This window comes from Streptococcus sp. Marseille-Q8145 (genome assembly GCF_965112035.1).
In genome coordinates this window covers 146,365-172,833 of sequence record NZ_CBCOPQ010000003.1, presented here as the reverse complement: position 1 = coordinate 172,833, position 26,469 = coordinate 146,365, and the positions used below count along the sequence as shown (strand labels likewise).

20 protein-coding genes and 3 pseudogenes are annotated in these 26,469 nt (G+C 43.9%); all 23 read right to left on the bottom strand.

The features are described from left to right. Nucleotides 1–164: 164 nt before the first annotated feature. On the bottom strand, nt 165–6,686 hold the full coding sequence (locus ACWPVL_RS07190) for an SHIRT domain-containing protein (protein WP_454387906.1): 6,522 nt from the start codon (nt 6,684–6,686) through the stop codon (nt 165–167). A gap of 289 nt (nt 6,687–6,975) precedes the next feature. Next, nucleotides 6,976–7,703: pseudogene (locus ACWPVL_RS07185) on the bottom strand (metallophosphoesterase). Between the two features lie 52 nt (nt 7,704–7,755). Beyond that, nucleotides 7,756–9,414, bottom strand: a complete 1,659-nt coding sequence (gene recN, locus ACWPVL_RS07180; protein ID WP_454387904.1) for a DNA repair protein RecN — start codon at nt 9,412–9,414, stop codon at nt 7,756–7,758. 8 nt (nt 9,415–9,422) lie between these two features. After that, the gene (locus tag ACWPVL_RS07175) at nt 9,423–9,854 is read right to left on the bottom strand and encodes an arginine repressor (protein ID WP_454387902.1); all 432 of its coding nucleotides are present in this window, start codon (nt 9,852–9,854) and stop codon (nt 9,423–9,425) included. Next, a complete protein-coding gene (locus ACWPVL_RS07170) occupies nt 9,838–10,662 on the bottom strand; it encodes a TlyA family RNA methyltransferase (protein ID WP_454387900.1) in 825 nt (274 codons plus the stop codon). The genes ACWPVL_RS07175 and ACWPVL_RS07170 overlap by 17 nt, the downstream gene beginning before the upstream one ends. Then, a complete protein-coding gene (locus ACWPVL_RS07165) occupies nt 10,655–11,530 on the bottom strand; it encodes a polyprenyl synthetase family protein (RefSeq protein WP_454387898.1) in 876 nt (291 codons plus the stop codon). The genes ACWPVL_RS07170 and ACWPVL_RS07165 overlap by 8 nt, the downstream gene beginning before the upstream one ends. Next, on the bottom strand, nt 11,527–11,739 hold the full coding sequence (locus ACWPVL_RS07160) for an exodeoxyribonuclease VII small subunit (protein WP_005589516.1): 213 nt from the start codon (nt 11,737–11,739) through the stop codon (nt 11,527–11,529). The genes ACWPVL_RS07165 and ACWPVL_RS07160 overlap by 4 nt, the downstream gene beginning before the upstream one ends. Next, the gene (xseA, locus tag ACWPVL_RS07155; protein WP_454387896.1) at nt 11,717–13,057 is read right to left on the bottom strand and encodes an exodeoxyribonuclease VII large subunit; all 1,341 of its coding nucleotides are present in this window, start codon (nt 13,055–13,057) and stop codon (nt 11,717–11,719) included. Before xseA ends, ACWPVL_RS07160 begins: the two co-directional genes overlap by 23 nt. 103 nt (nt 13,058–13,160) lie before the next feature. Beyond that, nucleotides 13,161–13,382, bottom strand: coding sequence for a helix-turn-helix domain-containing protein (locus ACWPVL_RS07150; RefSeq protein ID WP_454387894.1), 222 nt, complete (start codon nt 13,380–13,382; stop codon nt 13,161–13,163). A gap of 490 nt (nt 13,383–13,872) precedes the next feature. Continuing rightward, nucleotides 13,873–14,583 carry an ABC transporter ATP-binding protein gene (locus ACWPVL_RS07145; RefSeq protein ID WP_125370982.1) on the bottom strand — a complete coding sequence of 237 codons (711 nt, stop codon included), beginning with the start codon at nt 14,581–14,583 and terminating at the stop codon, nt 13,873–13,875. Beyond that, nucleotides 14,583–15,347, bottom strand: a complete 765-nt coding sequence (locus tag ACWPVL_RS07140) for an ABC transporter ATP-binding protein (protein ID WP_005589509.1) — start codon at nt 15,345–15,347, stop codon at nt 14,583–14,585. Before ACWPVL_RS07140 ends, ACWPVL_RS07145 begins: the two co-directional genes overlap by 1 nt. After that, nucleotides 15,347–16,300: a branched-chain amino acid ABC transporter permease gene (locus ACWPVL_RS07135; RefSeq protein ID WP_005589507.1), complete on the bottom strand. Its 954-nt coding sequence runs from the start codon at nt 16,298–16,300 to the stop codon at nt 15,347–15,349. The genes ACWPVL_RS07140 and ACWPVL_RS07135 overlap by 1 nt, the downstream gene beginning before the upstream one ends. Nucleotides 16,301–16,303: 3 nt before the next feature. After that, a complete protein-coding gene (locus ACWPVL_RS07130) occupies nt 16,304–17,185 on the bottom strand; it encodes a branched-chain amino acid ABC transporter permease (RefSeq protein ID WP_005589506.1) in 882 nt (293 codons plus the stop codon). A 139-nt stretch (nt 17,186–17,324) separates the two neighbouring features. Further along, nucleotides 17,325–18,485, bottom strand: coding sequence for an ABC transporter substrate-binding protein (locus tag ACWPVL_RS07125; RefSeq protein ID WP_454387891.1), 1,161 nt, complete (start codon nt 18,483–18,485; stop codon nt 17,325–17,327). 98 nt (nt 18,486–18,583) lie between these two features. Then, on the bottom strand, nt 18,584–18,853 hold the full coding sequence (locus tag ACWPVL_RS07120) for a DUF2129 domain-containing protein (protein WP_454387889.1): 270 nt from the start codon (nt 18,851–18,853) through the stop codon (nt 18,584–18,586). An 87-nt stretch (nt 18,854–18,940) separates the two neighbouring features. Then, the gene (locus tag ACWPVL_RS07115; protein WP_015605185.1) at nt 18,941–19,531 is read right to left on the bottom strand and encodes an ATP-dependent Clp protease proteolytic subunit; all 591 of its coding nucleotides are present in this window, start codon (nt 19,529–19,531) and stop codon (nt 18,941–18,943) included. Nucleotides 19,532–19,701: 170 nt separating this feature from the next. Beyond that, nucleotides 19,702–20,331, bottom strand: coding sequence for a uracil phosphoribosyltransferase (upp, locus tag ACWPVL_RS07110; protein ID WP_015605186.1), 630 nt, complete (start codon nt 20,329–20,331; stop codon nt 19,702–19,704). A 159-nt stretch (nt 20,332–20,490) separates the two neighbouring features. Then, on the bottom strand, nt 20,491–22,017 hold the full coding sequence (gene ftsY, locus ACWPVL_RS07105; protein ID WP_454387886.1) for a signal recognition particle-docking protein FtsY: 1,527 nt from the start codon (nt 22,015–22,017) through the stop codon (nt 20,491–20,493). Nucleotides 22,018–22,020: 3 nt separating this feature from the next. Further along, nucleotides 22,021–22,839 (bottom strand): Cof-type HAD-IIB family hydrolase, encoded by an 819-nt coding sequence (locus ACWPVL_RS07100; protein WP_454387884.1) that lies wholly within the window; start codon nt 22,837–22,839, stop codon nt 22,021–22,023. After that, complete coding sequence (locus tag ACWPVL_RS07095; RefSeq protein WP_015605189.1) at nt 22,839–23,630, bottom strand: Cof-type HAD-IIB family hydrolase; 792 nt, start codon at nt 23,628–23,630, stop codon at nt 22,839–22,841. The genes ACWPVL_RS07100 and ACWPVL_RS07095 overlap by 1 nt, the downstream gene beginning before the upstream one ends. A gap of 332 nt (nt 23,631–23,962) precedes the next feature. Beyond that, a pseudogene (locus ACWPVL_RS07090) lies at nt 23,963–24,190 on the bottom strand (nucleoside deaminase); the annotation flags it as partial. Between the two features lie 4 nt (nt 24,191–24,194). Next, a complete protein-coding gene (locus tag ACWPVL_RS07085) occupies nt 24,195–25,490 on the bottom strand; it encodes a hypothetical protein (RefSeq protein ID WP_015605191.1) in 1,296 nt (431 codons plus the stop codon). Beyond that, nucleotides 25,477–26,161, bottom strand: a pseudogene (locus ACWPVL_RS07080) (AI-2E family transporter); the annotation flags it as partial. The gene ACWPVL_RS07085 and the pseudogene ACWPVL_RS07080, both read right to left, overlap by 14 nt. Between the last annotated feature and the right edge of the window lie 308 nt (nt 26,162–26,469).

Sequence of the window (26,469 nt, the reverse complement as noted above, 5' to 3'; positions counted from 1 at the left end):
TATTAAGTCTATTATACCAAAAAATCCTAAGTTTTTGTGAATCAATCTTAGCTTAATCCATAAATCCCGGAAAAACAAGAGCCTTCTAAGTAAAATACTACTTAGAAGACTCTTAACTAGTTGATTGAGGCACTAGCCAAAGCTTGCATCAAGAAGATGCCCTTTTAAGCCTCATCATCTTTGCGCTTGCGACCAAGAATCATGAATCCTAGGCTCGCAAGAATAGCACTGGTCGTTGCTCCCACGATTGAAACTGGAGCAGTGCTACCTGTATTTGGTAAGGTCGCTTGTTTAGTCTTATCTCCTGCTGGAGTTGGAACAGCTGGCTTATCATTTGAAACAGGTCTGCTTTCAGGCTTCACTAGCTGATCCGTTTGAGCTTTATTAGCTGAATCAGTCTCTTGATCTGGCTTCACTTCTGGAGTCACTGGTGGAACTGGACTTGGCTGTGGTTGTGGCTTCGGAACTGGTTGCGGCTGCGGCGCTGGTTCCGGTTGTGGTGCTGGTTCCGGTTGCGGTTGCGGAGCTGGTTCCGGTTGCGGAGCTGGTTCCGGCTGCGGTGCTGGTTCCGGTTGCGGTGCTGGTTCCGGTTGCGGCTGCGGCTGCGGACTAGGAGCTTGCTTAGCTTTAAAGGCCCATTTTCCTACAAACTCTACATCTGCCTTGTTGACAACGGCGCTAGTTGCGTCATAGCCCTTGAAGGTCCAGGTGCCATCGTTCACAGTATCTGTGTAAGTGGTTTGTGATGGTTGTTGAGCTGAAACAGAAGCACCATTCACATAAGTTGCACTGTCGCTTGGAGTCAATGCTGCGATGGCTGCCGGAAGAGCTTTATCTGCTGTTGCACTCTCGAAGCGATAAGTAGCTTGATACTTGTTAGCTTCAAAGGTCCATTTACCGACGAAGGATACATCTGCCTTGTTGACAACTGCACTAGCTGCATCATAGCCCTTGAAGGTCCATGTACCGTCGTTCACACTATCTGTGTATGTGGTTTGAGATGGTTGCTTAGCTGAAACAGAGGCACCATTCACATATCTTGCACTGTCGCTTGGGGTCAATGATGTGATGGCTGCTGGAAGTTGCTTACCTGCTGTTGCGCTCTCGAAGCGGTAAGTAGCTTGATACTTGTTGGCTTCAAAGGCCCATTTTCCTACAAACTCTACATCTGCCTTGTTGACAACGGCGCTAGTTGCGTCATAGCCCTTGAAGGTCCAAGTGCCATCGTTCACTGGGTCTGTGTAGGTGGTTTGAGCTGGTTGCTGAGCGGAAACAGAGGCACCATTCTCATAAGTTGCACTGTCACTTGGAGTCAATGCGGCGATGGCTGCTGGAAGAGCTTTGCCGGCGGTCGCACTTTCGAAACGGTAACCTGCTTGGTACTTATTCGCTTCAAACTCCCATTTTCCTACAAACTCAACATTTGCCTTGTTAACAACGGCGCTAGCTGCGTCATAGCCCTTGAAGGTCCAGGTGCCATCGTTCACAGTATCTGTGTAAGTCGCTTGCGCTGGTTGCTGAGCGGAAACAGAGGCACCATTCACATAAGTTGCACTGTCGCTTGGAGTCAATGCTGCGATGGCTGCCGGAAGAGCTTTATCTGCTGTTTCGCTCTCGAAGCGATAAGTAGCTTGATACTTCTTAGCTTCAAAGGCCCACTTACCTACAAACCCTACATTAGCCTTGTTCACAACGGCGCTAGATGCGTCATAGCCCTTGAAGGTCCATGTGCCGTCGTTCACACTATCGGCGTAAGTGGTTTGTGATGGTTGTTGAGCGGAAACAGTATTGCCATTCACATAAGTTGCACTGTCGCTTGGAGTCAATGCTGCGATGGCTGCCGGAAGAGCTTTATCTGCTGTCGCGCTCTCGAAGCGGTAAGTAGCTTGGTACTTCTTAGCTTCAAAGGTCCATTTCCCTACAAATTCAACATCAGCCTTGTTGACAACGGCACTAGCTGCGTCATAGCCCTTGAAGGTCCATGTGCCGTCATTCTCAGTATCTGTGTAAGTGCTTTCTGCTGGTTGTTGAGCTGAAACAGAGCTACCATTCACATATTTCGCACTGTCGCTTGGGGTCCAACCTTTGATTTCCGCTGGAAGAGCCTTACCTGCTGTCTCGCTCTCGAAGCGATAAGTAGCTTGGTACTTCTTAGCTTCAAAGGTCCATTTACCGACGAAGGATACATCAGCCTTGTTGACAACGGCGCTAGCTGCGTCGTAACCCTTGAAGGTCCATGTGCCGTCGTTCACTGGGTCTGTGTAGGTCGCTTGCGCTGGTTGTTGAGCTGAAACAGAGGCACCATTCACATATGTTGCACTGTCGCTTGGGGTCCAACCTGTGATTTCTGCTGGAAGAGCTTGACCTGCTGTCTCGCTCTCGAAGCGATAAGTAGCTTGGTACTTCTTGGCTTCAAAGGCCCATTTCCCTACAAACTCAACATTAGCCTTGTTTACAACGGCACTAGCTGCGTCATAGCCCTTGAAGGTCCATGTGCCGTCATTCTCAGTATCTGTGTATGTGCTTTCTGCTGGTTGTTGAGCTGAAACAGAGCTACCATTCACATATTTCGCACTGTCGCTTGGAGTCAATGCTGCGATGGCTGCTGGAAGAGCTTGACCTGCTGTCTCGCTCTCGAAGCGATAAGTAGCTTGGTACTTGTTGGCTTCAAAGGTCCATTTACCGACGAAGGATACATCAGCCTTGTTGACAACGGCGCTAGCTGCGTCGTAACCCTTGAAGGTCCATGTGCCGTCGTTCACTGGGTCTGTGTAGGTCGCTTGCGCTGGTTGCTTAGCTGAAACAGAGTTACCATTCTCATAAGTTGCACTGTCGCTTGGAGTCAAGGATGTGATAGCCGCTGGAAGAGCTTGACCTGCCGTTGCGCTCTCGAAGCGATAAGTAGCTTGGTACTTCTTAGCTTCAAACTTCCACTTACCTGTGAAAGTCAAATCAGCTTTTTTCACAATCTTACTTTTGGCATCATAACCAGCGAAAGTCCAAGTACCGTCGTTCACATCATCTTTGTGAGTCTTTGTTGTCGGCTCTTCTGCAAAAACTCTCGTCCCATTGAAGTAAGTTGAGCTGTCTTTTGGTGCTTTCTTCTGGATAAATTCAGGCAAATCAACACCAGCCGTTTCGCTTTCAAAAGTATAGCTTACATGATGCGGTCTAGGCGTTGCTTCCCAGATACCTGTAAATGTCACGCGCTTGCCATTATATGTCGCATTCTTCTGATCATAACCTTTGAAGGTCCAGACATAATCTTTTTCTTCGTCAACTACTGATTCTTTAGCAGGTTGTTTGGCTACAATGGTGTCTCCAACCTTATAAGAAGCCTCATCATTTGGAAGCATTCCCAAAATACTTTGTGGCAATGGAACACGTGCGTCAGAAGATTTGAATACATATTCTGGATTTGGAGTAGGTACCCAGCTTCCAAGGAAAGTCTGTCTACCTTTTGCTACAACGATTTTTTCTTTATCGTATCCTGCAAATGTCCAAGTTACCTTGTTTGCTGTGTCAACATAAGTCGTTTCACTTGGTTGCTCAGCATCTACTTCTGTAAGGAACAGACCGCCCATCTTATAATCAATTGGGTTTTTCGGAGTCAACTTGGTGATATGATCTGGTAATACGAAATCAGGATTAGTTGATTGGAACTGATAGTCTATACCATTTGGCGTAAAGCTCCAAGATCCTGTGATGGTCTTCACTTTCGTACCTGCAATAGCTTTTCCGTATTTATCTGCATCAAAACCATGGAAGGTCCAAGTACCTGTCGGAACAGTTACTGTAGATATGTCGAGTTTGCTTGCATCTTTGTAATCGTCAGCTCGTCCAACGAAATCAGTGCCAGCTGGAAGCATCTCGCGAATCTTATTTGGAAGAGGATAAGCAGGAGTCGAGTTAGTAAATTTATACTCTACCCTATAGATCGTATCAGACTGATCAGTCGGAACCAAAATCCATTTCCCTCTAAAGATAACGTCTCCTGCCTCGACTGTTTTCACACGTGGAGAAATAGTCGTATTATCATCTTCATAGTAGTCATCAAAGACCCAAGTTCCTCTGCCATCAGGATCCTCAAATCTTGTTTTAGATGGCATTTTAACGCGAGCTTTTTCACCCTTGACAAATTCTCTTTCGTAAGTGATTAGATTATACAAAGTTGATGGCGGATAGATCGTTTGACCAGAATCATCTTTTGAATCTGTATAGAAGTCATAGTAAACACTATGCTTGGTCGGTAAAAATTTCCAATGAACCGTGTAGGTAGAATCCTCATCGTCAGCTGGTTTCTCAACTTCCTCCTTTCGCTGAGGAATCTGCTGAGCAACCCATGTACCATCATTTTCATTATCGACGTATGAACTGAGATATTGAATTTCATTAAAGACATTGGCAGAATAATCTGATGGAGAAGTCGTGATAGGAGCAGGGATTTGTGCCTTTAAATCATCAGGAATGGTCTTCCCTGGAGTATCACTCACAAAGTCAAAGGAAACTGTCTTATCTCTGTGTGGTGTGAAGGACCAGCTACCTGTAAAGAGGACGCCAGCTTTATTGACTACCTTTTTATCCTTGTCATAGCCTTCAAATTTCCAAGTACCTTTATTCTCAAAGTCCATGTAAGTCGTCTTCTCAGGTTTTTTTGCCTGAACAGTAGCACCATCAACATATGTCTCTGTGCTGATCGGCGGGAAGGTTCTGAGTCCATCTGGTAGAGCTAGGCTAGGGTCTTTGCTGACATACTCATAGTTTTCTGGGTACTTTTTCTCTTCAAATGTCCAAGTACCTGTGAACTTGAGATTCCATCCATCGTGCTCCCAGTCGCTCACTGGTTTTTTAGTAAAATCGTAGCCTTTAAAGTGCCAAGTCCCCTTCTTGTCCTTATCTTCATAGGTTTCTTGAATTGGTCTAACAGACTGAACTATATCCTTGCCTTTCGGGTATTTCTTTCTATCTGCATACGCCCACTCATCCATATAAACAGGCTTCAGATTATTGATCTCAGCAGGTAGTTCTTTGCCAGCCGTTCCACTGACAAACTCATAAGTCGGTTTCCGAGGAACTGGTGTAAATTTAAACATCAATGGTATCGTAACTTTTGGTATTTCCCCATATGTAGCCGCCCGCTCTAGTTCACGACTGAAGGTTAAATCTACTACATCTTCCTCAAAGGTCCAATTTCCTTCATTTTCCGCATCATAAAAGGGTTTGTAGACACCTTGAACTTCATCGTAGCGAAGCAAGGCTGCTCGCGTATCCAGTATATCTTTAGGTAAATACTCATGGCGTTCATCAAACTGATTGAAAGTAAGCTTGTAATCGTATAGCTTACTTTCTAGATCTTTTATCTCCTTAGGAAGAGGTAATTTATATTCGTCACGTGAGGTCTTAGGACTACTTGGTAAATGATAAAAATTCTCAAAATCGTGCTGGTTCATAGGTTTGTAGGATACAGTGACATCCTCAAAGTATTTCCAAGTTCCTACGAACTCTACATCGCCATTGTTTGCCACTTTACTTGGAGCATCAAAGCCAGTCAAAGCCCAATAGCCTTTTCGGTTAGGATATTCTTCTGAAGTATAAAAAACATAGTGAAATTCTTGTGCTTTTACTACTTCACCCTCAGCAAATCTTCTTTTATCTTCTGGACTCCAGTTTGCAACATAAGGTGGCGGAGTTTTTCCAGGTGAGCCATTAACCGCTCTATAGGTAGCCTTGTATGGTGTTGGTGTATATTCCCACTTACCTGTGAAGAAAACATCATCTTTGTCAATCACCTGACTATCATAGTCATAGCCCTTAAAGGTCCATCTACCACTTCCATCATTCTCTATATAAGTTGTTTCAGTTGGCTGGATGGCCTTTACTTTATCGCCCTTTTTGTAGATTTTTGTGTCTTCTGGCTTCAAGTAGTTCAGAGTAAGCGGAGTTGTTTTTCCTGGTGTAGCACTTTCAAACTCATAAAGTGCTGAGCGAGGAGTTTTATCCTGATCTGGGATGACTTTCGGATTTTTATCACGAAGACCAGAATTGACAAAGTTCACGAGATTGCGATAAACCTTATCAATTTCTTCTTGCTTTGTTGCAGTTTGAAGCACACCATCAGCAGCTGTCATTACGCCGTTCAAGATTGCTAGACTATCGTCTGTCTTACTTGAAAAGTCCTTGCTGCGCAAGTTTTTGAGGTAGTTCTCTAAAGTGCTCTTGTTTAGACTAGCATTTGCTGAAGCTGGTTGAGCAGTGGCTGCAGCTGGCTGACTTGTACCTGTAGCTGGCTGAGCATTTTTAAAAGTAGTCGAATCTGTCGCTTGACTTGCCTCTGTCTCAGCAGGCGTAGCAGATTTCAATGAGGCTTGGTTATCCCCTTGCCTTTCTGTCTGTGCTGGCGCAGGAGCTGTTGTTGAGACAGCCTCTTTACTTTCTACTTGCACGGGTGCAGAAGGCGTTACTGAGACAGTCTCTTGAGTTTCTGTTTTCGCTGGTTCAGAAGTTCCCACCGAGACTTGATTTTCTGACTTATTTTCTACTTGAGCTGTAGCCACAAGCTCATCCGCATGGGCTACTTGACCCGCTCCAATCGCTGCGGGTGCAAACAAAAATCCAATCGCAAGTGATACAGTAGCAACTGATAATTTGCGGATTGAATACTTTATCTTTCTATCCTGAAAAAACATCTTTTCCTCCTTTTTGCTTTTTCGATAACTATTATAGCATAAAGAAGAGGAATTGCATATATTTTGAATTATTATTTAAGGGTTTATGATTACTTATAGGATAGGAAATTTAACCTATATAACTATATGCATTGGCCTATTTTTTTCAGCAAAAATTATCTCATCCAAACAAAAAAATTGAAAAAGATAGCTAGGCTACGCTTCTTCAATCTTTTTGATTTCTTTCTATTGGCAGGGAATATTCGAGACGCTAGTAAGTTAAACTATTTTGGCATTTGTAGATACCTTCTCAGTCCTCCGCAGCAAAACCATCATTTTTGATGGCATACTGCTCTATGATGCCATTATGGCCAAAGAGAACTCCGTGGAGGACTCCGCCATAAACAGCTCCGCCATCCATACCAATCTTGCCATCCTCAGTCATCCAGAGCTGGTCAGTTCCCGGCGCTTCATGCAAGAGATAAAATGTCGGTGTATGGCCAAAGACAATTTTTTACCAGTCTGATTGCTGCCTTCATGAAATGGCGCGCGAATCCAAACCTTTTGATAATCACTGGTCTCTCGCCAGTCTTTCAGCTCCAAATCTAGGCCGGCATGGACAAAAATGTACCGCTCTGTCTCCAATAGGAAAGGCATCTGACGAATAAAGTCGACTAAATCAGTCGCCTCCGTCTTGACACGTTCCGCGTCTGCCACTCCATCTACAGGAGCATTGAGAGGTCGGCCTAAAAGCGAATTAATCGTCGTATCTCCACCGTTACGCCGGTAGTGATCATAGGACTTCTCAGGATTGTCCAGCCAAGTCAGAAACATATACTCATGATTGCCAGAAAGACAGACAGCTCCTTCTTGCTCCACCAGAGCTTTGACCCGCTCCAAAACTGCTCGGCTGTCTTCGCCACGATCGATCAAGTCCCCTAGAAAGACTAGTTGGCTGCGACCGTCCCAGTGCTGGAGTAATTCATCAAGCATACCAGCCTTGCCATGGACATCACCGATTACAAAATATTCTGTCATAGTCGTCACTTTCTAAAGGAGACCGAAACACTAGTGTCTCAGCCTCGCTTGTTTATTTTTTTAATAATTCTCTGGCTTGAGTCAAAGCAGCATCCGTTACATCTTCGCCAGCCAGCATCTTAGCAACTTCCTGAACACGCTCGTCAGCCGTCAGCAAGCGAACCGTTGAGACGGTCGAATTCTCATCCGAAATCTTCTCAATAAAGAACTGATAATCGGCAATCGCAATAACCTGCGGCAGATGGGAAATAGCCAAGACTTGGCCGTTGGAGCCAATCTTGTGAATCTTCTGAGCAATAGCCTGGGCCACTCGGCCAGAAACGCCCGTATCCACTTCGTCAAAGACAATGCTGGTCTTGCCTTCCTTACGAGAAAAGGCAGACTTGATCGCCAACATGAGACGGGAGAGCTCCCCGCCAGAGGCAACCTTCACCAAAGGTTTGAAATCCTCGCCCGGATTTGCTGAGATGTAAAACTCTACTTGTTCATTGCCTTCACGGTTGAACTTGCCCTTAGTGAACTGCACTTTAAAGCGCGCCTTTTCCATATAGAGGTCTTGCAGCTCCTGCTTGATTTCCGCTTCCAGCTGAGCTGCTAGACCATGACGAGCCTGACTCAGCTCCTGGGCCAGCTCTACCAGTTCTCTCTCCAAGGTCTTCAGCTCTCGGTCCATATCCTCTGAGGACAAGTTACTTCCAGTTAAAAGGCTGTATTCTTTGGTAATCTGCGCAAAGTATTCCAGCACATCATCTACTTGGCCACCGTATTTACGCGTGATGCTGTTAATCAAATCCAGACGACTCTCCACCTGCAGCAGCCGATCTCGGTCAAAATCCAGTCCATCTAAAATGTCTTCTAGGCGCTTGCTGACATCCTCTAAAACATAATAAGTCTCTGACAAGCTGCCTGAAAGCTCCTTGTAGGCTGGATCGTAATCCTCGATAGACTCAAGGTCATTCATAGCTGAGCGGACATTGGTCAGACTGGAAAATTCTTCATTATCCAGCATGGTATAGGCATTGGTCAGCGTATCGGCAATGAGCTTGTGATTGAGCAAGCGATCTCGCTCTTGATGCAGGGCTGTATCTTCACCGCTTTTGAGTGCAGCGCTCTCAATCTCCGCCATCTGAAACTCCAGCATCTCAATTCTGGCCTTATGCTCCTGCTGATTTTTCTGCAAAGTCAGGACTTGCTTACGCAGGCTTCGATAGTGGTCAAAAGTTTCCTGATAGCGGCCTTTGAGATGCAAAAAGTCTGCTGTTCCAAACTCATCTAGCATGGCAATATGGAGCTGGGGTCTCATCAGTTCTTCCTGATCATGCTGACCATGGATATCCACCAAGTGCTGGCCGACAGCCTTTAGAACAGACAAATTAACCATCTGGCCATTGATACGGCTAACACTTCGGCCATTTTGCAGAATTTCCCGACGGATAATCAGCTCATCGGTCAGCTCCCAACCTTGCTCCTCAAAAATCTCTCGCAAAGCTCTGCTATTTTCCAGCGAAAAAAGTCCCTCTATCTCAGCTTTTGGGGCACCATGACGAATAACATCCGTCGTAGCACGGCTGCCCAGCATCATGTTCATCGCGTCAATAATAATAGACTTGCCGGCTCCGGTTTCCCCGGTCAAAACCGTCATACCTTGCTCAAAATTAAGGGAAATCTCCTCAATAATGGCAAAATTTTTAATCGAAATTTCTAATAACATAGACTTTCCTACCAATTATTGATTTCAGCCGTGACTTTTTGGGCTGCACTTTCACTTACTGCAACGATTAGGATACTGTCATTATCCGCAATGATGCTGAAAATTTCCTCAGCAAATTCTTTACACAGGTGGCGTTTGACCACCGCTGCACTTCCTGGTATTAGGTTAAGATTGAGCATATTTCCTAGATTCTGACAGGCCAAAATATTATTTTCAGCCAACTTCAGACTATTGGTCGCCGTTTTGGGAAGCTCATAGATATAGGTATTATCTTTAAAAGGGATTTTTACAATCCCTAGCTCCTTGATGTCTCGTGAAACCGTTGCCTGTGTCGCTGTAATACCAGACTCCCTAAGATGTGCTACAATTTCCTCTTGGGTGCCAATCTCAAACTCGCTGACAAATCGTCTGATTTTCTCTAATCTATCCTTCTTCTTCATCTTTAAATTCCTTGTGGGCCGCCTCTACGACAGCGACTAAGTCTTGCTCCAAGTCATTTTTCGGCTGCTCGCTTTTCTCCAGAAAGGCTAAAAATTCAACATTACCATGCCCACCCTGAATCGGAGAAAAATCTAAACCTTTGACTGAAAAACCTGCTTCCAGCATAAAGGCTGTCACGGTTTCCAGCACCGTCAAATGAACTTTCTTGTCCTTGATAATTCCCTTCTTGCCAATCTGCTCGCGGCCAGCCTCAAACTGAGGCTTGATCAAGGCCACGACCTGACCTCCCTCCTCTAAAATCTGATAGAGGGCCGGCAAAATCAAGCTGAGTGAGATAAAGCTGACATCAATGCTAGCAAAGCTGGGCCGAAAGTCAAAATCAGCTGGCTCGGCATAGCGGAAATTGAACTGCTCCATGCTTACGACCCGTTCGTCTTGGCGGAGTTTCCAAGCCAACTGGTTGGTACCGACATCAACAGCGTAGACTAGTCGTGCTCCCGCCTGCAACATGACATCGGTAAATCCCCCAGTCGAAGCTCCGATATCCAAGGCTACTCGGTCTGCCACCGAAAGGCCAAACACTTGCAAAGCCTTTTCTAATTTCAGGCCGCCCCGACTGACATACTTGAGTTTTTCTCCCTTGAGCTTGAGCTCTGTTGCATCATCAATTTTTTCACCCGGTTTATCAAAGCGCTCTCCATTAGCAAGTGCCACGACTAGGCCTGCCATCACTCCCCGCTTGGCCTGTTCTCGGGTCTCAAAGAGGCCTTGCCGATAGGCCAGTACATCCACTCTTTCCTTAGCCATCCAGTCTCAAACTTTCTATTATTTTTTGAATTTCTTCCGCTGAAAAATCACTTTCTTTTTCTAGTTGCTCCAGCAGGGTTTTCGCTTGTTCCAGCGTTTCATCGAAAAAGGCTCTGGCTCCATCCAAACCTAGTAAAGCTGGATAGGTCGATTTCTCTGCCGCCAGATCCTTCTGCGGTGTCTTACCGATCTGCTCAAAACTGGCCGTCACATCTAAAATATCATCCCGCACCTGAAAAGCCAAGCCCAAGAGTTCTCCCACTTGACGGAGCTTCCCTAGGACGGATTGACCAGTCTGAGCAATGATTCCTGCTGCTACAAAAGGATAGGCCAAGAGCTTGCCTGTCTTATTGGCATGAATGGTCTGGAGCTGGTCCATGGTCAACTTGCGACCTTCGCCCTGCATATCCAAAACCTGCCCGGCCACCATGCCAAAGGATCCAGCCGCCAAAGACAGCTCTGCTATCAGATCCACCTTGACTTGACTAGGGAGCTCTGCCATTGCCACCAAACCATAAGGATCCAAAAAGAGGGAATCCCCCGCCAAAATGGCCATATCCTCCCCAAATTTCTTGTGGCTGGTCAGACGCCCACGGCGGTAGTCATCATTATCCATAGCTGGCAAATCATCATGGATCAGGCTGCCAGTGTGAATCATCTCTAGAGCTGCTGCCACCTGAAAATGGGCAGGAGTTAATTCCAGACCAAAGCCCTCTAGCAAGTCCAAAAGCAAGAGAGGGCGGATCCGCTTGCCACCAGCCTCGACAGAATAGAGAATGGTCTCAGTCAAATCCGCTGACACTTCCTTGCTCTGATAAAATTCTTGAATCGTCAGGCCAATTTGCCTGATTTTAAACTCTCTTGTCATTCCATATCCGTTTCCGTGCCATCAGCCTGCATAACCTTGACCAAGGTCTTTTCTGCCTGATCTAGCGTCTTTTGCAAGTCTTTAGACAGCTGCATGCCCTTCTGGAATTCAGCGATTGCCTCTTCCAAGGCCACATCCCCATTTTCCAACTTCTGGACAATGGCTTCCAAATCAGCTAAATTTTCTTCAAATTTCTTGTCTTTTGACATCTTTTACCTCAACTTGGACCTGACCATCCCGCATGAGAATGGTCAACTGGTCCTTCTCCTTGATATCCTGACTGGACTCTATTACTCTTTCATTTTTTTGGATAATAGCGTAGCCTCGCGCCACAATTCGACTGGTATCCAGCATGAGTAGCGCATCCGACAGCCGCTTAACTTCAGCCACCTTATGGTCATAGATCACTGCCATATTGCTACGCAACAAGCGTTCTTTCTGGTGAAGCTGCTCCTTATAGCGCTGCACCTGCCGCAGAGGTGACAAAGACTCCAAGCGATGCTGGAGAATCTTGACCTGCTGAACTTCTTCACTATAATATTCGCGAATTTTTTGCTTTAATCGTAGATTGAGCTGGTCTAGCTTTTGTAGATAGCCATCATAAAGCCGCTCTGGCTGCCGAAAAATAACAGAGGAAGCCAGCTTGTGCAAGCGCTCTCGCTGGTGAGCCAGACGATTTGAAGCTGCATTTGCCAGACGATTTTGCTGCTGGCTCAAATGCCCCAGAAGATCCAGCTTGGTGACTGGCGTCGCCAATTCCGCTGCTGCTGTGGGGGTTGCTGCTCGTCGGTCTGCCACAAAGTCAGCCAGAGTCGTGTCCGTTTCATGCCCTACACTGGAAATAATCGGAATCTGAGACTCAAATATGGCTCGCACGACGATTTCCTCATTAAAAGCCCAAAGATCCTCGATGGACCCGCCGCCCCGACCAATAATCAAAACATCCAAATCTTCTCTCTCATTGGCTCGACGGATATTAGCCGCCACCTCGGCGGCAGCTCCTTCGCCCTGAACCTTGGTCGGATAAAGTAGGATATCCACGCCTGGAAAACGGCGGCTGACTGTCGTGATGATATCTCGGATGACAGCCCCGCTAGGACTGGTCACCACCCCAATTTTCCTAGGAAACTGAGGCAAGGCTTGTTTAAACTTATCTTGGAAAAGGCCTTCTTCTCCCAGTTTTTTCTTGAGTTGCTCGAACTGAACAGCCAAGGCGCCAATGCCGTCTGGCTCAGCCTTTTCAATGACAATCGAATAGGAACCACTTGGCTCATAGAGCTGCACACGGCCGATGACATTGACCTTCATGCCCTCCTCTAGTTCAAAACCAAGCTTTTTATAAACACCTGACCAAATAGTTGCCTGAATAACTGCCTTTTCATCCTTGAGGGAAAAATACTGGTGATTGGGACGCTTGCGAAAATTAGAGACCTGACCTGTCAGATAAACCCGTTCCAAATAAGGATCACGGTCAAACTTCATCTTCAGATAACGGGTCAAGGTCGAAACCGATAAATAATCTGGCATGTCGCTCCCTTTCTATTTTTTAGTATTTTCGTAACTTTTATTATACCAAAAAATGGAGGAAGTCAGTGATTCCAAGTTCCTGATTTTCATCATAAAATCACTATCACTTGGAACTTTCTTTGATAATTTGATACATTTCGATGCGCAACTGTTGCGCAATGAACTCTAAGGTTAGTAAACTAGGAATCGAATCACCTGCCTCAATCCGAGCAAGCTGTCTGACTGTCAAACGAGTCTCATCCTCACACAGCAATTCCCTTGTCATTTTACGTTGTTCCCTTAGTTCTCTAATTTTTTTTCCAATTGCTATCCTTAACTCTGACATAACACTTTTTGCACTTATCCACTTCTACTAAATTGTATAATATTAACTCTCATACTTTATTATTATTATAGCACAAAAAAGGGTTCTATCATATTAACTTTTTTAATATATATTGAAAAAATAGATCATGTGAAAAAGAAGAAAAATCTTAGATTTCCCCAGTCAGGACAAGATTCTAAAAATCACAAAAAGAGACTCGAATTTTTCCAAGTATCTCAAATTTTATCGACTAACATTCTTCATCCAAGTTAAAATTCGCCTATAAATATTCATCGATTCTTGTATAAAATAAAAAGGTCCACTGGACCTTAATAAGTGAAAACTCGCTGACGCGAGTTCCTATCTGCAACCTGAAACAACCTCCTAGACATTTTGAAGAAAACCTCGTTTTCTTTATCTGCAACTTAAAAAGGTCCAGTGGACCCTTTCAAAATGTTAAGTTACTACCGTAACTTTCTATCCACAACCTAAAAATGTCTCCCAGACATTTTTAGCCACCTAGATATGCTTTGCGGACTTCGTCGGAAGTCAAAAGTTCTTGTCCAGTTCCAGACAGAACGATTTTTCCTGTTTCAAGAACATAACCACGGTCTGCGATAGAGAGCGCCTTGTTGGCATTTTGCTCGATCAAAAGCACTGTTGTCCCCTGCTTTTGGATATCTTGGATGATGTCAAAGATTTCTTGGATGAAGATAGGAGCCAGCCCCATTGACGGCTCGTCCAAGAGTAAGAGCTTAGGCGTAGACATGAGCGCTCGGCCCATAGCAAGCATCTGCTGCTCACCACCAGATAGAGTCGCTGCATCTTGGTTCTTACGCTCTTCCAAGCGTGGGAAACGAGAGAAGACCTTTTTGAGATTGGCTTGGTTTTCTTCGCGATTTTTCTTAAGAAAAGCACCCATTTCAAGATTTTCCAAAACGGTCAAACCTGGAAAAATATGGCGTCCTTCTGGAACCTGTGAAAGTCCTGCAGCCACAATCTTTTGAGCAGGCACTTTTTGAATTTCATTGCCTAAAAATTCAATCTTTCCAGCACTTGGGCGAACCAAACCCGAAATCGTGCGGAGGATAGTCGTTTTACCAGCACCATTGGCCCCAATCAGGGATACGACTTCTCCTTCGTTGACTTCAAAGCTGACATCACGGACAGCCTGAATCATGCCATAGTGGACAGATAGGTTTTCAACTTTGAGCATGGACATTAGGCTTCACCTCCTAGATAAGCTTCAATAACGCGCTTGTCATTCTTAATCTCATCTGGTGTGCCGTGGGCAATCAAGCGACCGTACTCTAGTACGTAGATGCGCTCAGTTACTTCCATAACCAGACTCATATCATGCTCAATCAGCATGATGGTAATGTTAAATTCATTTTTAATCCGACGAATCAGGGCAGTCAGCTCAGCAGTTTCCTGTGGATTCATCCCAGCAGCTGGCTCATCCAAGAAGAGAATCTTAGGCTCTGTGGCAAGCGCTCGGACAATCTCCAGACGACGCTGTTGACCATAAGCCAAATTTTTAGCCAAGGTTTCTGCTTCCTTATCCAAGTCAAAGATAGCCAGCAATTCCAGAGCTTTTGCTTTCAATTCCTCTTCATTTTTATAAAATGCTGGAAGGCGGAAGAAAGAAGCCAGCACATGAGGTTTATGGTGATTACCAAAAGCAATCAACACATTGTCCAAGACTGTCAAATCTTTAAAAAGACGGATATTTTGGAAAGTCCGGCTGAGACCCAGTGTTGCAATTTTGTAAGGTGTTTTGCCATTCAGCAAATGACCATCCAAAGTAACCGTTCCCTCACTCGGTTCATAAACACCTGTCAAAAGGTTGAAAAGAGTTGTTTTCCCAGCACCGTTAGGCCCGATAAGACCGACCAGTTCCCCTTCGTTTAATTCCAGAGTTACGTCACTAACAGCTGTTAGTCCTCCAAAATTTTTGGTTAATTTTTTTACATCAAGAAGTGCCATTATTCTTTGACCTCCTTATTCTTTTTAAAGAGCTTAGCCAAGCTAAATTCCCAAGTACCAAGCAAGCCGCCTGGACGGAAAATCATCACCAAGATTAGGGCAAGCGAATAAACAATCATCCGAACACTTGAGATATCTTGTAAAAGCATATTGAGGATACCCAATACCACTGCCGCAACGATTGCTCCAGTCATTGAGCCAAGACCGCCAAAAACGACGATAATCAAGACATTGATTGTATTGATAAAGGAATAGTCTTTTGGTACAACAGAACCGACAAATCCAGCCTGCAAAGAACCTGCAATAGAAGCTGTAATGGCACCAAAAACGAAAGCAATGACTTTAATTTTTGTTGTATTGACACCGACAGACTCTGCCGCAATCTCGTCCTCGCGAACAGACAAGGTGCTACGTCCGATAGGACTGCGGAGGAAGTTAAGAGTCAAAATAGTTGTAATTACGACAAAGACATAAACCAACTGCCAAGAGGTAAAGTTAGGAATGGATAGGATACCTGCCGCACCATTAGTTAGATCGCCTCCATTGACAATCAAAATCCGGATAATTTCAGAAACACCCAGCGTCGCAATTGCCAAATAGTCTCCCTTTAAGCGCAGGGTCGGAATACCAACAAGCAGAGCTACTGCACCTGCAATCACAGCGCCAACCAACATAGCAATAAAGAAAGTGCCATAGTTTGGAGATTTAGAGCCCATGATAGCTACTGCATAGGCACCAATGGCCATAAAGCCAGCATGCCCAAGCGAGAATTGCCCAGAAAAACCAACGATAAGATTGAGGCCAACAGCCAAGATAATATTAATCCCAATCTGCTCAAAGATTTGCAGATAGAAAGGATTGAGAATACCTGTGCTAGCAAGCACTGTCATCAATAGATAGCCAAAGAGGATCAGAGCAAGCCATAACGCATTTACTTTTAAATTATTTTTCATACATTACACCTTCTCTTTCACGTTTTTACCTAGAATACCAGCTGGACGAACCAATAGAATGATAATCAAGATCGCATACACAATCGCATCACGGAAATCTGACAGTCCAACTGCTGTTGCAAAAGTTTCCAAGAGGCCGATTACAAAACCACCCAAAGCTGCCCCAGGGATGATACCAATTCCTCCCAAAACTGCCGCAACGAAGGACTTGATACCTGGTGTCATTCCCATCAGTGGCTCAAGTGAGTTGTAGTAAAGAGCAATCAGCACCCCTGCTGCTCCTGCCAAGGCTGAACCCAAGGCAAAAGTAAAGCTGATCGTACGATTGACATTAATCCCCATCAGCTGGGCAGCATCGCTATCCACGGAAACAGCTCGCATGGCTTTACCCATTTTCGTCTTTTGCACAATAAACTGCAAACCAACCATGAGTAAAATAGAAATTCCCAAAATCATCAATTGAATATTGGAAATCGAAATTGGCCCAAGTGTATAACGTACTGTTTTAATCACTTGAGGGAAGGAGCGAGTATTGGCACCTACAAAAAAGACCATCCCGTACTCCAAAAGGAAAGAAACCCCAATTGCTGTGATCAAGGCTGCAATCCGCGTTGAATTGCGTAAAGGACGATAGGCTAAGAACTCAATCACTACACCAAGGATCGCTGTTCCAACCATAGATAAAATAAGGGCTACAAAGAAGTTTAGGTGAAGGGTGTTAATCAGGTAATATCCCATAAAAGCACCAATCATATAAATGTCTCCATGCGCGAAATTAATCAGTTTGATAATTCCATAAACCATGGTATAACCCAAGGCCAGAAGCGCATAAACACTCCCCAAAATCAATCCATTAGCCAATTGCTGAAGAAATTGTTCGAGCATTCCACACCACTCTTTCTAATATAAAATAAGAGCAGAAACAACAATCTCAGACGAAGCCTTGTCTTGCCGTCTCTACTCAAACATCATAAGCAAGTAATAAACAAGCCAAAGACTGGGAATGCTCCCAGCCTCAGACCCTTTATTCAGGTTTAACTGTCTCAACAGTTTCTACTTTACCATCTTTCAAACCAATCATCAAGGCTGTCTTCACAGGATTGTGATCTTTATCGATGGTAATAGATCCAGTAACTCCTTCAAAGTCTTTTAACTTAGCAAGGTTATCTTTAATATCTACAGATGTTTTTGCACCCTTAGATGCTTCTGCTGCCATATAAACTGCGTCATATGAAAGGGCTGCAAACATTGAAGGTTCTTCGTTATATTTAGCTTTGTAAGCCGCAACGAATTTCTTCGCTTTATCTGTCATGTCACCTGAAGTTGAGAAACCAGATACATAATAAACATTAGTTGCTGCTGCTGGAGTTGCTTGCTCAACGAACTTGGCATCGCTAAATCCATCAGGTCCAACGATTGTTTGGTTGATTCCCAAACCACGCGCTTGGTTCACCAACTTACCAGCTTCTGTGTAATAACCTGGCACAATCAGTGCATCAAAGTCTTTACCTTTGATTTTTGTCAAAGCAGCTTGGAAGTCTGAGTCACCAGAAGCGAAAGTTTCTGTCGCAACGATTTCACCCTTGTATTCTTTCTTGAAAGCTTCTGCCATTCCTTTTGCATAATCGCTTGAATTATCATAGTAGAGAACAACTTTTTTAGCTTTCAAAGTATCAGTTACATATTTAGAAATGATTTTACCTTGGTAACCATCAGTAAAGGTTGCACGGTACAAATAATCTTGTTTATTTGTCAAATCATCTTGTGTAGCACTTGGTGTTACCAAAGGAACGCCTGCTTTACCAGCATTTGCAGTAGCTGAAGCTGTAGCTCCAGAAGTTGCAGGACCGATGATGGTATTGACCTTGTCTTGAGTCACCAAGCTTGTAGTAATAGTAGCTGCTTCTGCTGTTTCTGATTTATTGTCTTTATCAGTTACTTCGATCTTTTTGCCGTCTACACCGCCAGCTGCGTTGATTTCATCAACAGCAAGTTGAGCACCGTGTTGTTCTGCAGTACCGTAAGCTGCTACAGCGCCAGTTTCTTCAAAGTTGAAACCGAATTTAAGTGTTTTACCGATTTCTGTTCCAGTAGCAGATGAGTTGTTTGTAGAAACTTCTCCACAGGCTGCTAGAAGCGCAGCACTAGCAAAAGCTACAAGCGAAAGTGCAAATTTTTTCTTCATGAATAATCTCCTCTATTTGTTTTTTGCTTTGTTTGCAAATGATATAGTAAGAATATACCGAATTATCTGACAATTGTCAACCCAAAGAAGCCATTTTTTTAAATAATAGCGTTTTCTTGGTTTCTAAATAAACTTCCAACAAAATCCGTATCCAGATTTTGGATCTCGCAAGTCTGGATTTTTTTGATATAGGACTCTTTTGACAGGCTCTCCTTCAGAGAATCTGCCTGATCTTTTGCCACATAAAGCTGCAAATAGCGGTGTTTCTTAGAATGATAAATAATATCTCCAACATGAGCCAACTTCTTTGCATCTCGATTATAGTATAGATGAATAATTAAGCCCATTCGTTCTTCTTTTTTAAACATGACAATCCTCTCTGGTCATTTGTACTCTATTGATTATATCAAAAAAAGCCCACAAATGGGGCATTTTTTCGTAGTTATAATTGAAGACTAGCTAAGATTGTTATTAGCCATGATTTCATCGATGAAACCATATTCCAAGGTTTCTTGGGCACTCATCCAGTAATCACGTTCTGCATCTGCGTGAATTTGCTCAACCGATTTACCAGAATTATCAGCAAGAATTTGCTCCAAGGTCTTACGAGTCTTGAGCAAATGCTCTGCTGCAATGGCCATATCTGTTTGCTGAGTACCGCCACCAGTACCACCCATTGGCTGGTGAATCATATACTCTGCATTTGGAAGCATGAAACGTTTGCCCTTAGCACCGCTAGAAGCAATGATGGTTCCCATGCTGGCTGCCATTCCCATGACGATCGTCTGCACATCAGACTTAATAAAGTTCATGGTATCTACAATCGCCAATCCCGCTGACACAGAGCCACCCGGAGTATTGACATAAAGATAGATGTCCTTGGTGCTGTCTTGTGCATCTAGGAAAAGTAGCTGCGCAATAACAGAATTAGCCATATTGTCCTCAACAGGACCTGTCAGCATGATAATACGGTCTTTTAAAAGGCGTGAGTAAATGTCATAAGAACGCTCACCACGGCTGGTTTGTTCAATAACTACAGGAATCATGAATATTTTCTCCTTCATTCGATCTATTCATTATTATATCTTTTTGGTCAAAAAAGGTCAAATATTTGCTTTATCTGTCGGATGACAGAGAACAAAGCTGAGATTATCTTTGGTTTGGAAAGCACAAATCCACGGGATTGGCTGGACTTTCCTATTACAGACTAGAATTTCTATTTTGTACCAAAGAGGCGGTCACCAGCATCTCCGAGACCTGGAACGATGTAGCCGTGCTCATTAAGATGATCATCAAGTGCAGCCGTGAAAATATCTACATCAGGATGAGCATCCTGCAAGGCTTTGACACCTTCTGGAGCAGACACCAAGCAGACAAATGTAATATTGCTTGCGCCACGTTTCTTCAGAGAATCCACAGCCAAGATAGCAGAACCACCCGTAGCCAACATTGGATCGACAACAAAGATTTGACGTTGGTCAATGTCTTCAGGTAATTTTACCAAGTATTCAACCGGCTTCAAGGTTTCTTCATCACGGTACATTCCAATATGGCCAACTTTAGCGGCAGGAACCAAGCTCAAAAGACCATCCACCATACCGATACCAGCCCGCAGGATTGGGACAATAGCCAATTTTTTCCCTGCAATCTGCTTTTGAACTGTTTTCGTAATTGGTGTTTCAATTTCTACATCTTCAAGTGGTAAATCGCGCAAAACTTCGTATCCCATCAGCATTGCGATTTCATCTACTAATTCACGAAAAGCTTTAGTAGAGGTATCTGTACGACGCAAGATAGACAATTTATGCTGAATGAGCGGATGAGCGATAACTTCAAGTTTTCCCATGATTGGATTTCCTTCTTTCAATTTATTCTTCTTATTATATCAGAAAAGAAGAAAAAAGGCTTGCAACAAGCAAACCTTTTCATCAATTTTGGTTCTCTTTTTTTATAGAAAAGTCTGATTAAACTTTAAACTTTGTCACATTTTCTTAGATAGACTATTTTATACCAAACCTTCTAAGAGGCCTCTCATAAAGTTCTCAGAATTAAACTCACCGATATCGTCAATTTTCTCACCAAAACCAATCAGCTTCACTGGGATATCCAATTCCTGACGAATGGCAAGAACAACACCACCGCGCGCTGTTCCATCAATCTTAGTCAGGACAATACCTGTCACAGGCGTAATTTTTGAAAATTCTTTGGCCTGAACCAGTGCATTTTGACCCGTAGAGGCATCCAAGGCCAGGAAAGTTTCGTGTGGCGCTGCTGGATCTACCCGCTTGATAATGCGACCGATTTTTTCCAGCTCTGCCATGAGATTGTCCTTATTTTGCAAGCGACCAGCTGTATCAATCATGAGAATATCGACATTTTCAGCCTTGGCTCTTTCTAAACCGTCAAAGACGACACTGGCTGGATCGCTCTTTTCTGGGCCAGTCACAACAGGCACATCGACTCGGCGACCCCACTCAGCCAGCTGGGCAACTGCTCCAGCTCGGAAGGTGTCTGCTGCCACCAGCATCACTTTTTTACCTTCTTGCTTGTATTTATAGGCCAATTTACCGATTGAGGTCGTCTTCCCTACTCCATTTACACCGACGAAGAGCATAACTGTTAGACCATTTTGAAAATTGATTTTCTCATTGAAACGGCCGTCTTTCTCATAGATATCAACCAATTTTTCAATGATTAGTTGGCGCAAGGCTTCTGGTTTCTTAGCATTTTCTAGACGTGCTTCATAGCGCAAGTCCTCAGTTAGGTTGGAAGCTACCTGTACACCGACATCACTGGTAATCAGCAGTTCTTCCAGGTCTTCAAAGAAATCTTCGTCAACTGAGCGGAAATTAGCAAAGAAGGCATTGAGACGAGCACCAAAGCCAGTCCGCGTCTTTTTGAGACTGCGGTCATACTTGTCTTGAACACTCTCTTCTTGGTATTCAGTAGAATTCTCAGATGTTTCTGCGGGAGTCCCATTCTCTACTTGAGCCAGCTCTTCCGTCGACTCTTCATCATGCTCGGTCGAGTCTACTTGTGAAGAAGTGCCTGCTTCCTGCTCACTAGATACTTCTTGCTCTGGTTCGTGGTTGATTTGCTCTCTTGCTGCAGCTAAACGCTCCTGCAATTCTTGGTAATAATCTCTGCTTTCAGTCGCTACTTCTGATTCGCTACTGCTTTCCAGAGCTTGATTTGCTGAAGTTTCAGACTGCTCTTCTGCCTCAGCCAAAACTTGTTCAGGACTTTCCTGATCTTCAAGCATTGGTTCAGATAAGTCAGCTTGTTGAGCAGTTGGGACAAATTCCTGCTCAGAAGTTGCTGAATCTGAGGACTCTATTTTCTCTTCTGACACAGATTCTACTATCGAAGTTTCCGCTGTTTCTTCATTAGAAGCAGCAAGGGGCTGGAAGTCTGTCTCAGATGGAACTTCAATCTCTGTAGTCTGATAACTCTCCTCTGCCTGTTCCTCTATCTGGGGCTTTTCTTCAAGTTCCTCTTTTTTACGTCCAAAAAGACGGTCAAATAATCCCATTCTTTAGTTCTCCTTCAATACATATTTCCGAATGGCCCAAGCAACTGCATCTTCATCATTGGTCATCGGAGTGACAACTTCTGCGACTTCCTTGACTTTTGGCACAGCATTTTGCATGGCAACTCCTAGCCCAGCCCAAGCAATCATTGACAGATCATTGGCTTCGTCACCGCAGGCCATAACTTGGCTTTTATCAATTCCCAAGTGGGCAATCAGTTTCTCCAAACCAGTCGCCTTGTGGACATTTTTCGGTGACCATTCCAGCAACATTTCCCGTGATTTGAAAATTTCATACTGGTCAAAAAGTTCTGGCGAAATGTGAGGAATGGCTGCGTCCAGCGGTTCCTGAGCAAAGGCTGTGACGCACTTATTGTAGGTAATCTGGCTAGAAAGGTCTTCAAAAGCAATGGATTCAAAGTTCAAAGCCGGATTAAACTCCGCATAGAGCGATGCCTGGTCTGATTGAATCTGATAAACCAAGCCACCATCAATCGCATCCAGAGGCAGCCCTAATTTTTCAGTTTCTTCATAAATTCTAGCTACATCATCGTAGGCAAAAACTGTTTTATCCAAAATTTCGCCTGTATTGCGCTGAACCAGACCACCATTAAAGGTAATGGTGTATTCATCTACCTGACCATCAGTGCCCAGCTCATGCAGGAAAAATTCCATAGCCTTAAGCGGACGCCCTGTGGTCAATACAACTTTGACACCTTGCTGCTGAGCCGCTTTGAGCGCTGCCAGATTCCCTTGAGAAATCTTTTTATCCGTAGTCAAAAGCGTCCCGTCCAAGTCCAAAGCGATCAATTTAATATCAGCCATTATAAGCCCTCCATGTAGGTCATAACAGATTGGGCCGCATGGTGGCCAATCACTTCTTTCGCAACTGCCAAAATTTCCGGCCGTGCATTTTCTGGTGCAATCGGGTGCCCCACCACCTGCATCATATGCAGGTCATTGAGGTTATCGCCAAAAGCCATGACCTGGTCCATTTCTAGGCCTAGCTTCTTAGCTAGCTCGACAAGAGCCACGCCTTTATCCACATAGTCCAGCACGATATCAATCGACTTATAGCCTGTTGTCATCGCCTTGACACCTGCGACATTTTCATTGACCCAGGCTTCGCCGTCGGCCACTGTTTCTTCGCTGAAATTGGTCGTGAATTTAAAAATCTCGTCTGTAATCTCACTAAAATCAGCAACTTTTTGGATATTTTCATTATAATTAGCGCTGAAAGAGAGATAAGTCGGATCTACTGTCTCTAGCACATAACAGCCTTTTTTCCCTGTCAGAAGCAACTCATTGATATTGACAAAAGGCGACTCCTTAAGCTTGTCAAATACCTTTAGATAAAATTCTCTTGGCATGGTTGCTTCGTATAGATCTTTTCCTTGAAACTCTACTAGGCTACCATTTTCTGCGATAAAGATAATATCATCCCGAACTTCATGAAAGAGCTTCTCAAGAGAGAGAATCCCTCGACCACTGGCAACAGCAAAGTAGATGCCCTTTTCTCTAAACTGAGCTAGCAGGTGCTTGAGCCGCTCCATATCAAACTGACCCTTGTCATCTAAAAAAGTCCCGTCCATATCTGTGGCAATGAGTCTTATCATACAATTATCTCCTTTTTTGAATTAGGGGTGTGCAAAGGGCATTTAGGGTATGCATCTTTTAAGGATTTAGGCAACCCCCATCATTTCTCATCTCTGTTAATCCTTTATATTATATCATAAAACTAACACTTCATTCCACAGATGAAAAACAGTCAGATCATATTTCTATGACCTGACCGTTTTTGATATTGTTTATACTATATCTATTTACTTTTTTATTTTATAAAATAACATCACATAAACTTTTTATATATTTAGTTATCCTAAATTCAATTTATGTTTTGCTATTTGGCAAATACGTTCTGGCGAAGCGTGGTCTACAAACTGACTTAGCAGTCTTCGAGTCGCCAGCTTCCAAGGTGTTGGTTTGCCTGGCGAATGGCTTTGATTTCGGCGTGCAGCGTGGCGTCTTGTTCCTTTTCACGTAAGTTATGACCACGCCCAATAATTTCACCATTCAAGACCACGACAGCCCCGATTGGCACTTCCGCTTGGTCATAGGCTTTCTGCGCTTCCTTCAACGCTTCCCTCATAAAGAATTCTTTTTCATGAAGTTCCATGTTCTTACTGATAGACGCGCTTCGTCACGACTAGACTATGCGGTCTCTCAAACTCCTTATCTAAGTAATCTTGGTACGTTCCTGGTGAAATAAATCCTCGGGCGCTTAAAATATCGGTGCCTGCTGTCCCGACAATCGTATCGGCTAGCAATACACAGTTGGTACTCATCACAAAATACGTCTTGAATTTTGAAGAGGTAAATTTATACAAGAGTGCATCTGCTTCTTGTTTGAGCTTGTAGGCATACATTGGTTCTTCTTTGTCGATTCCAGGATGCTTAGGTTTCACCATTTTCGGTGGATCCCAAGGCACTGTCAGCGACATCAATTTGGCGATTTCCTTATCGATGGCCGCGAGTTGTTCTGGAGACAAGGCAAGACCATATCCCAGTAGGGTCTTATGATTTTCGCGTTTACAAAATTCGATGTATTTTTCACGGTCGGCACTGAAAAGTACCCCGTCCCCCATCGTTCCAAAGAGGCGCTCCGAATTCGTATCGTAGTTTCCGAATGAAATAATGCGGCCCTTATAACACAGGTCGACATGCCCGATGGCTCCAAACCCGTCTTTTGTGACATGAATAAACATCTCTAAGTTTGGTTCTGCATTTTCTTTGGCACGGTCGTAAATTTCTGAAGCCGTTTCGCCTTCTCCAAGTTCCAACGCATCATTAATTTTTTGTAAGGTTACTCGAGGAATCAGTGCAGCAAATACAAGCGGCATCCCACGACGCAAGCGTCTGCGAAGGACTTTCTTTCCAACTTCGGCCTCGAAGAACCAGCCGTCCCGAATATTGCTAATCCCATACCCGATAAAATAGAGCGAAAGGAAGAACATTTGCAAATTGCCGTCGCCCCCAAGAGAAATTAAAGTGGCTACCCCGACAACTGAAAGCCAAATGGTATCAAAGAGCAAGCGAAATCGCGGGCGAATATCATCTTTGACATAAATATAGTATGTCACACCACTAATTCCCGCCTTCATCACTTCATTGAGTCCCATCAAGATGCTTACAATCGCAATCGGCAATGACAGGAAGAATTGATTTCCTGCTAAAAATCCGTAAAGGGAAAATTTCCCTATATTCAGCCATAACGGGTCTTTAGATGCCGCTTTACTAAACCAACGGAATAAGAAATTCCATAGTTCACGGGCCCATAAGAATGTTAAAAACAGACGTAACATCAATTCTGGGAAGCTTGGTCCGAATATAAGGAGCAATATCCCAGCAACAAGGAACGCAATCCCTTCAAAGAGGAGCTTTTTCCCCGTAATCCCTAAGTCGCTAATTTTCTTCATCAATAATACCTCCTACAGCTACCACTGGAGCAGCTTGTTCATGTTTCTCCATCCATTCTTTCACGAGACGGTAAATCACGGCAAAGATTGGTGTGAAGAAAATCATTCCTACTAAACCAAAGAGATTTCCACCGATTAACGTAGTAGCAAGGGTTAGAGCCGTTGGCAACCCTACGGAACTGCCGACAACCCTAGGATAGACGACATTGCCTTCCACTGTTTGAACGACCATAAAGACGACAACCGAAATGAGTGCTTGAATTGGGCTTTCTGTAAAGATGAAGAGCATTACGATTCCGCACGCCATAAACGGCCCGATATTCGGAATGAACGAGAATACTCCGGCCAGCACCCCAACAAGTCCTGCATATGGCAACCCTACAAGAGAGTATGCGGCAAAAATCATAACCCCAACAATTCCCGCCTCGATGATTTGACTCATCAAGAAACGGTCATACGTATCCACGATGACTTCCCCGACATAAGAATGTGCTCAATTTTGTCTTTTAGCAACACCACATTGAGAATGCGAAGCGTTAAACGTGCGAGTATTTCCTTACTTACGAGAATATTAATCATGAAGAAAATCCCCATAATCACAGAGAACACATTTGAGAAGAGCCTATAATATTCGTTGTAAATCCGCCAAGGAATGTAATGACAGACGATATACGCTTTTGTATTATCTATAACCTAGTTTATTTCCATCAACATACCTGTGCCTTCAAATTATTTTTTATTTATTATCCTCATTATACCAAGAATTCTCACAATTTACTATAACTCCTACTTTCTATTGACGAAAGAAATGTTATTATGCAGTTATACTGCCTCAAGATGATTGACTTTCGAAACATGCAATTTAACGTTTAACAAATCAAGGGTGTCTCCATAGAATCAAAGTATTTCTGATACCCATTTCCTTCTATCTATAGACAGTAAAAAGCCTTGAAACAACTTATTCAAAGGCTTTCTTAGT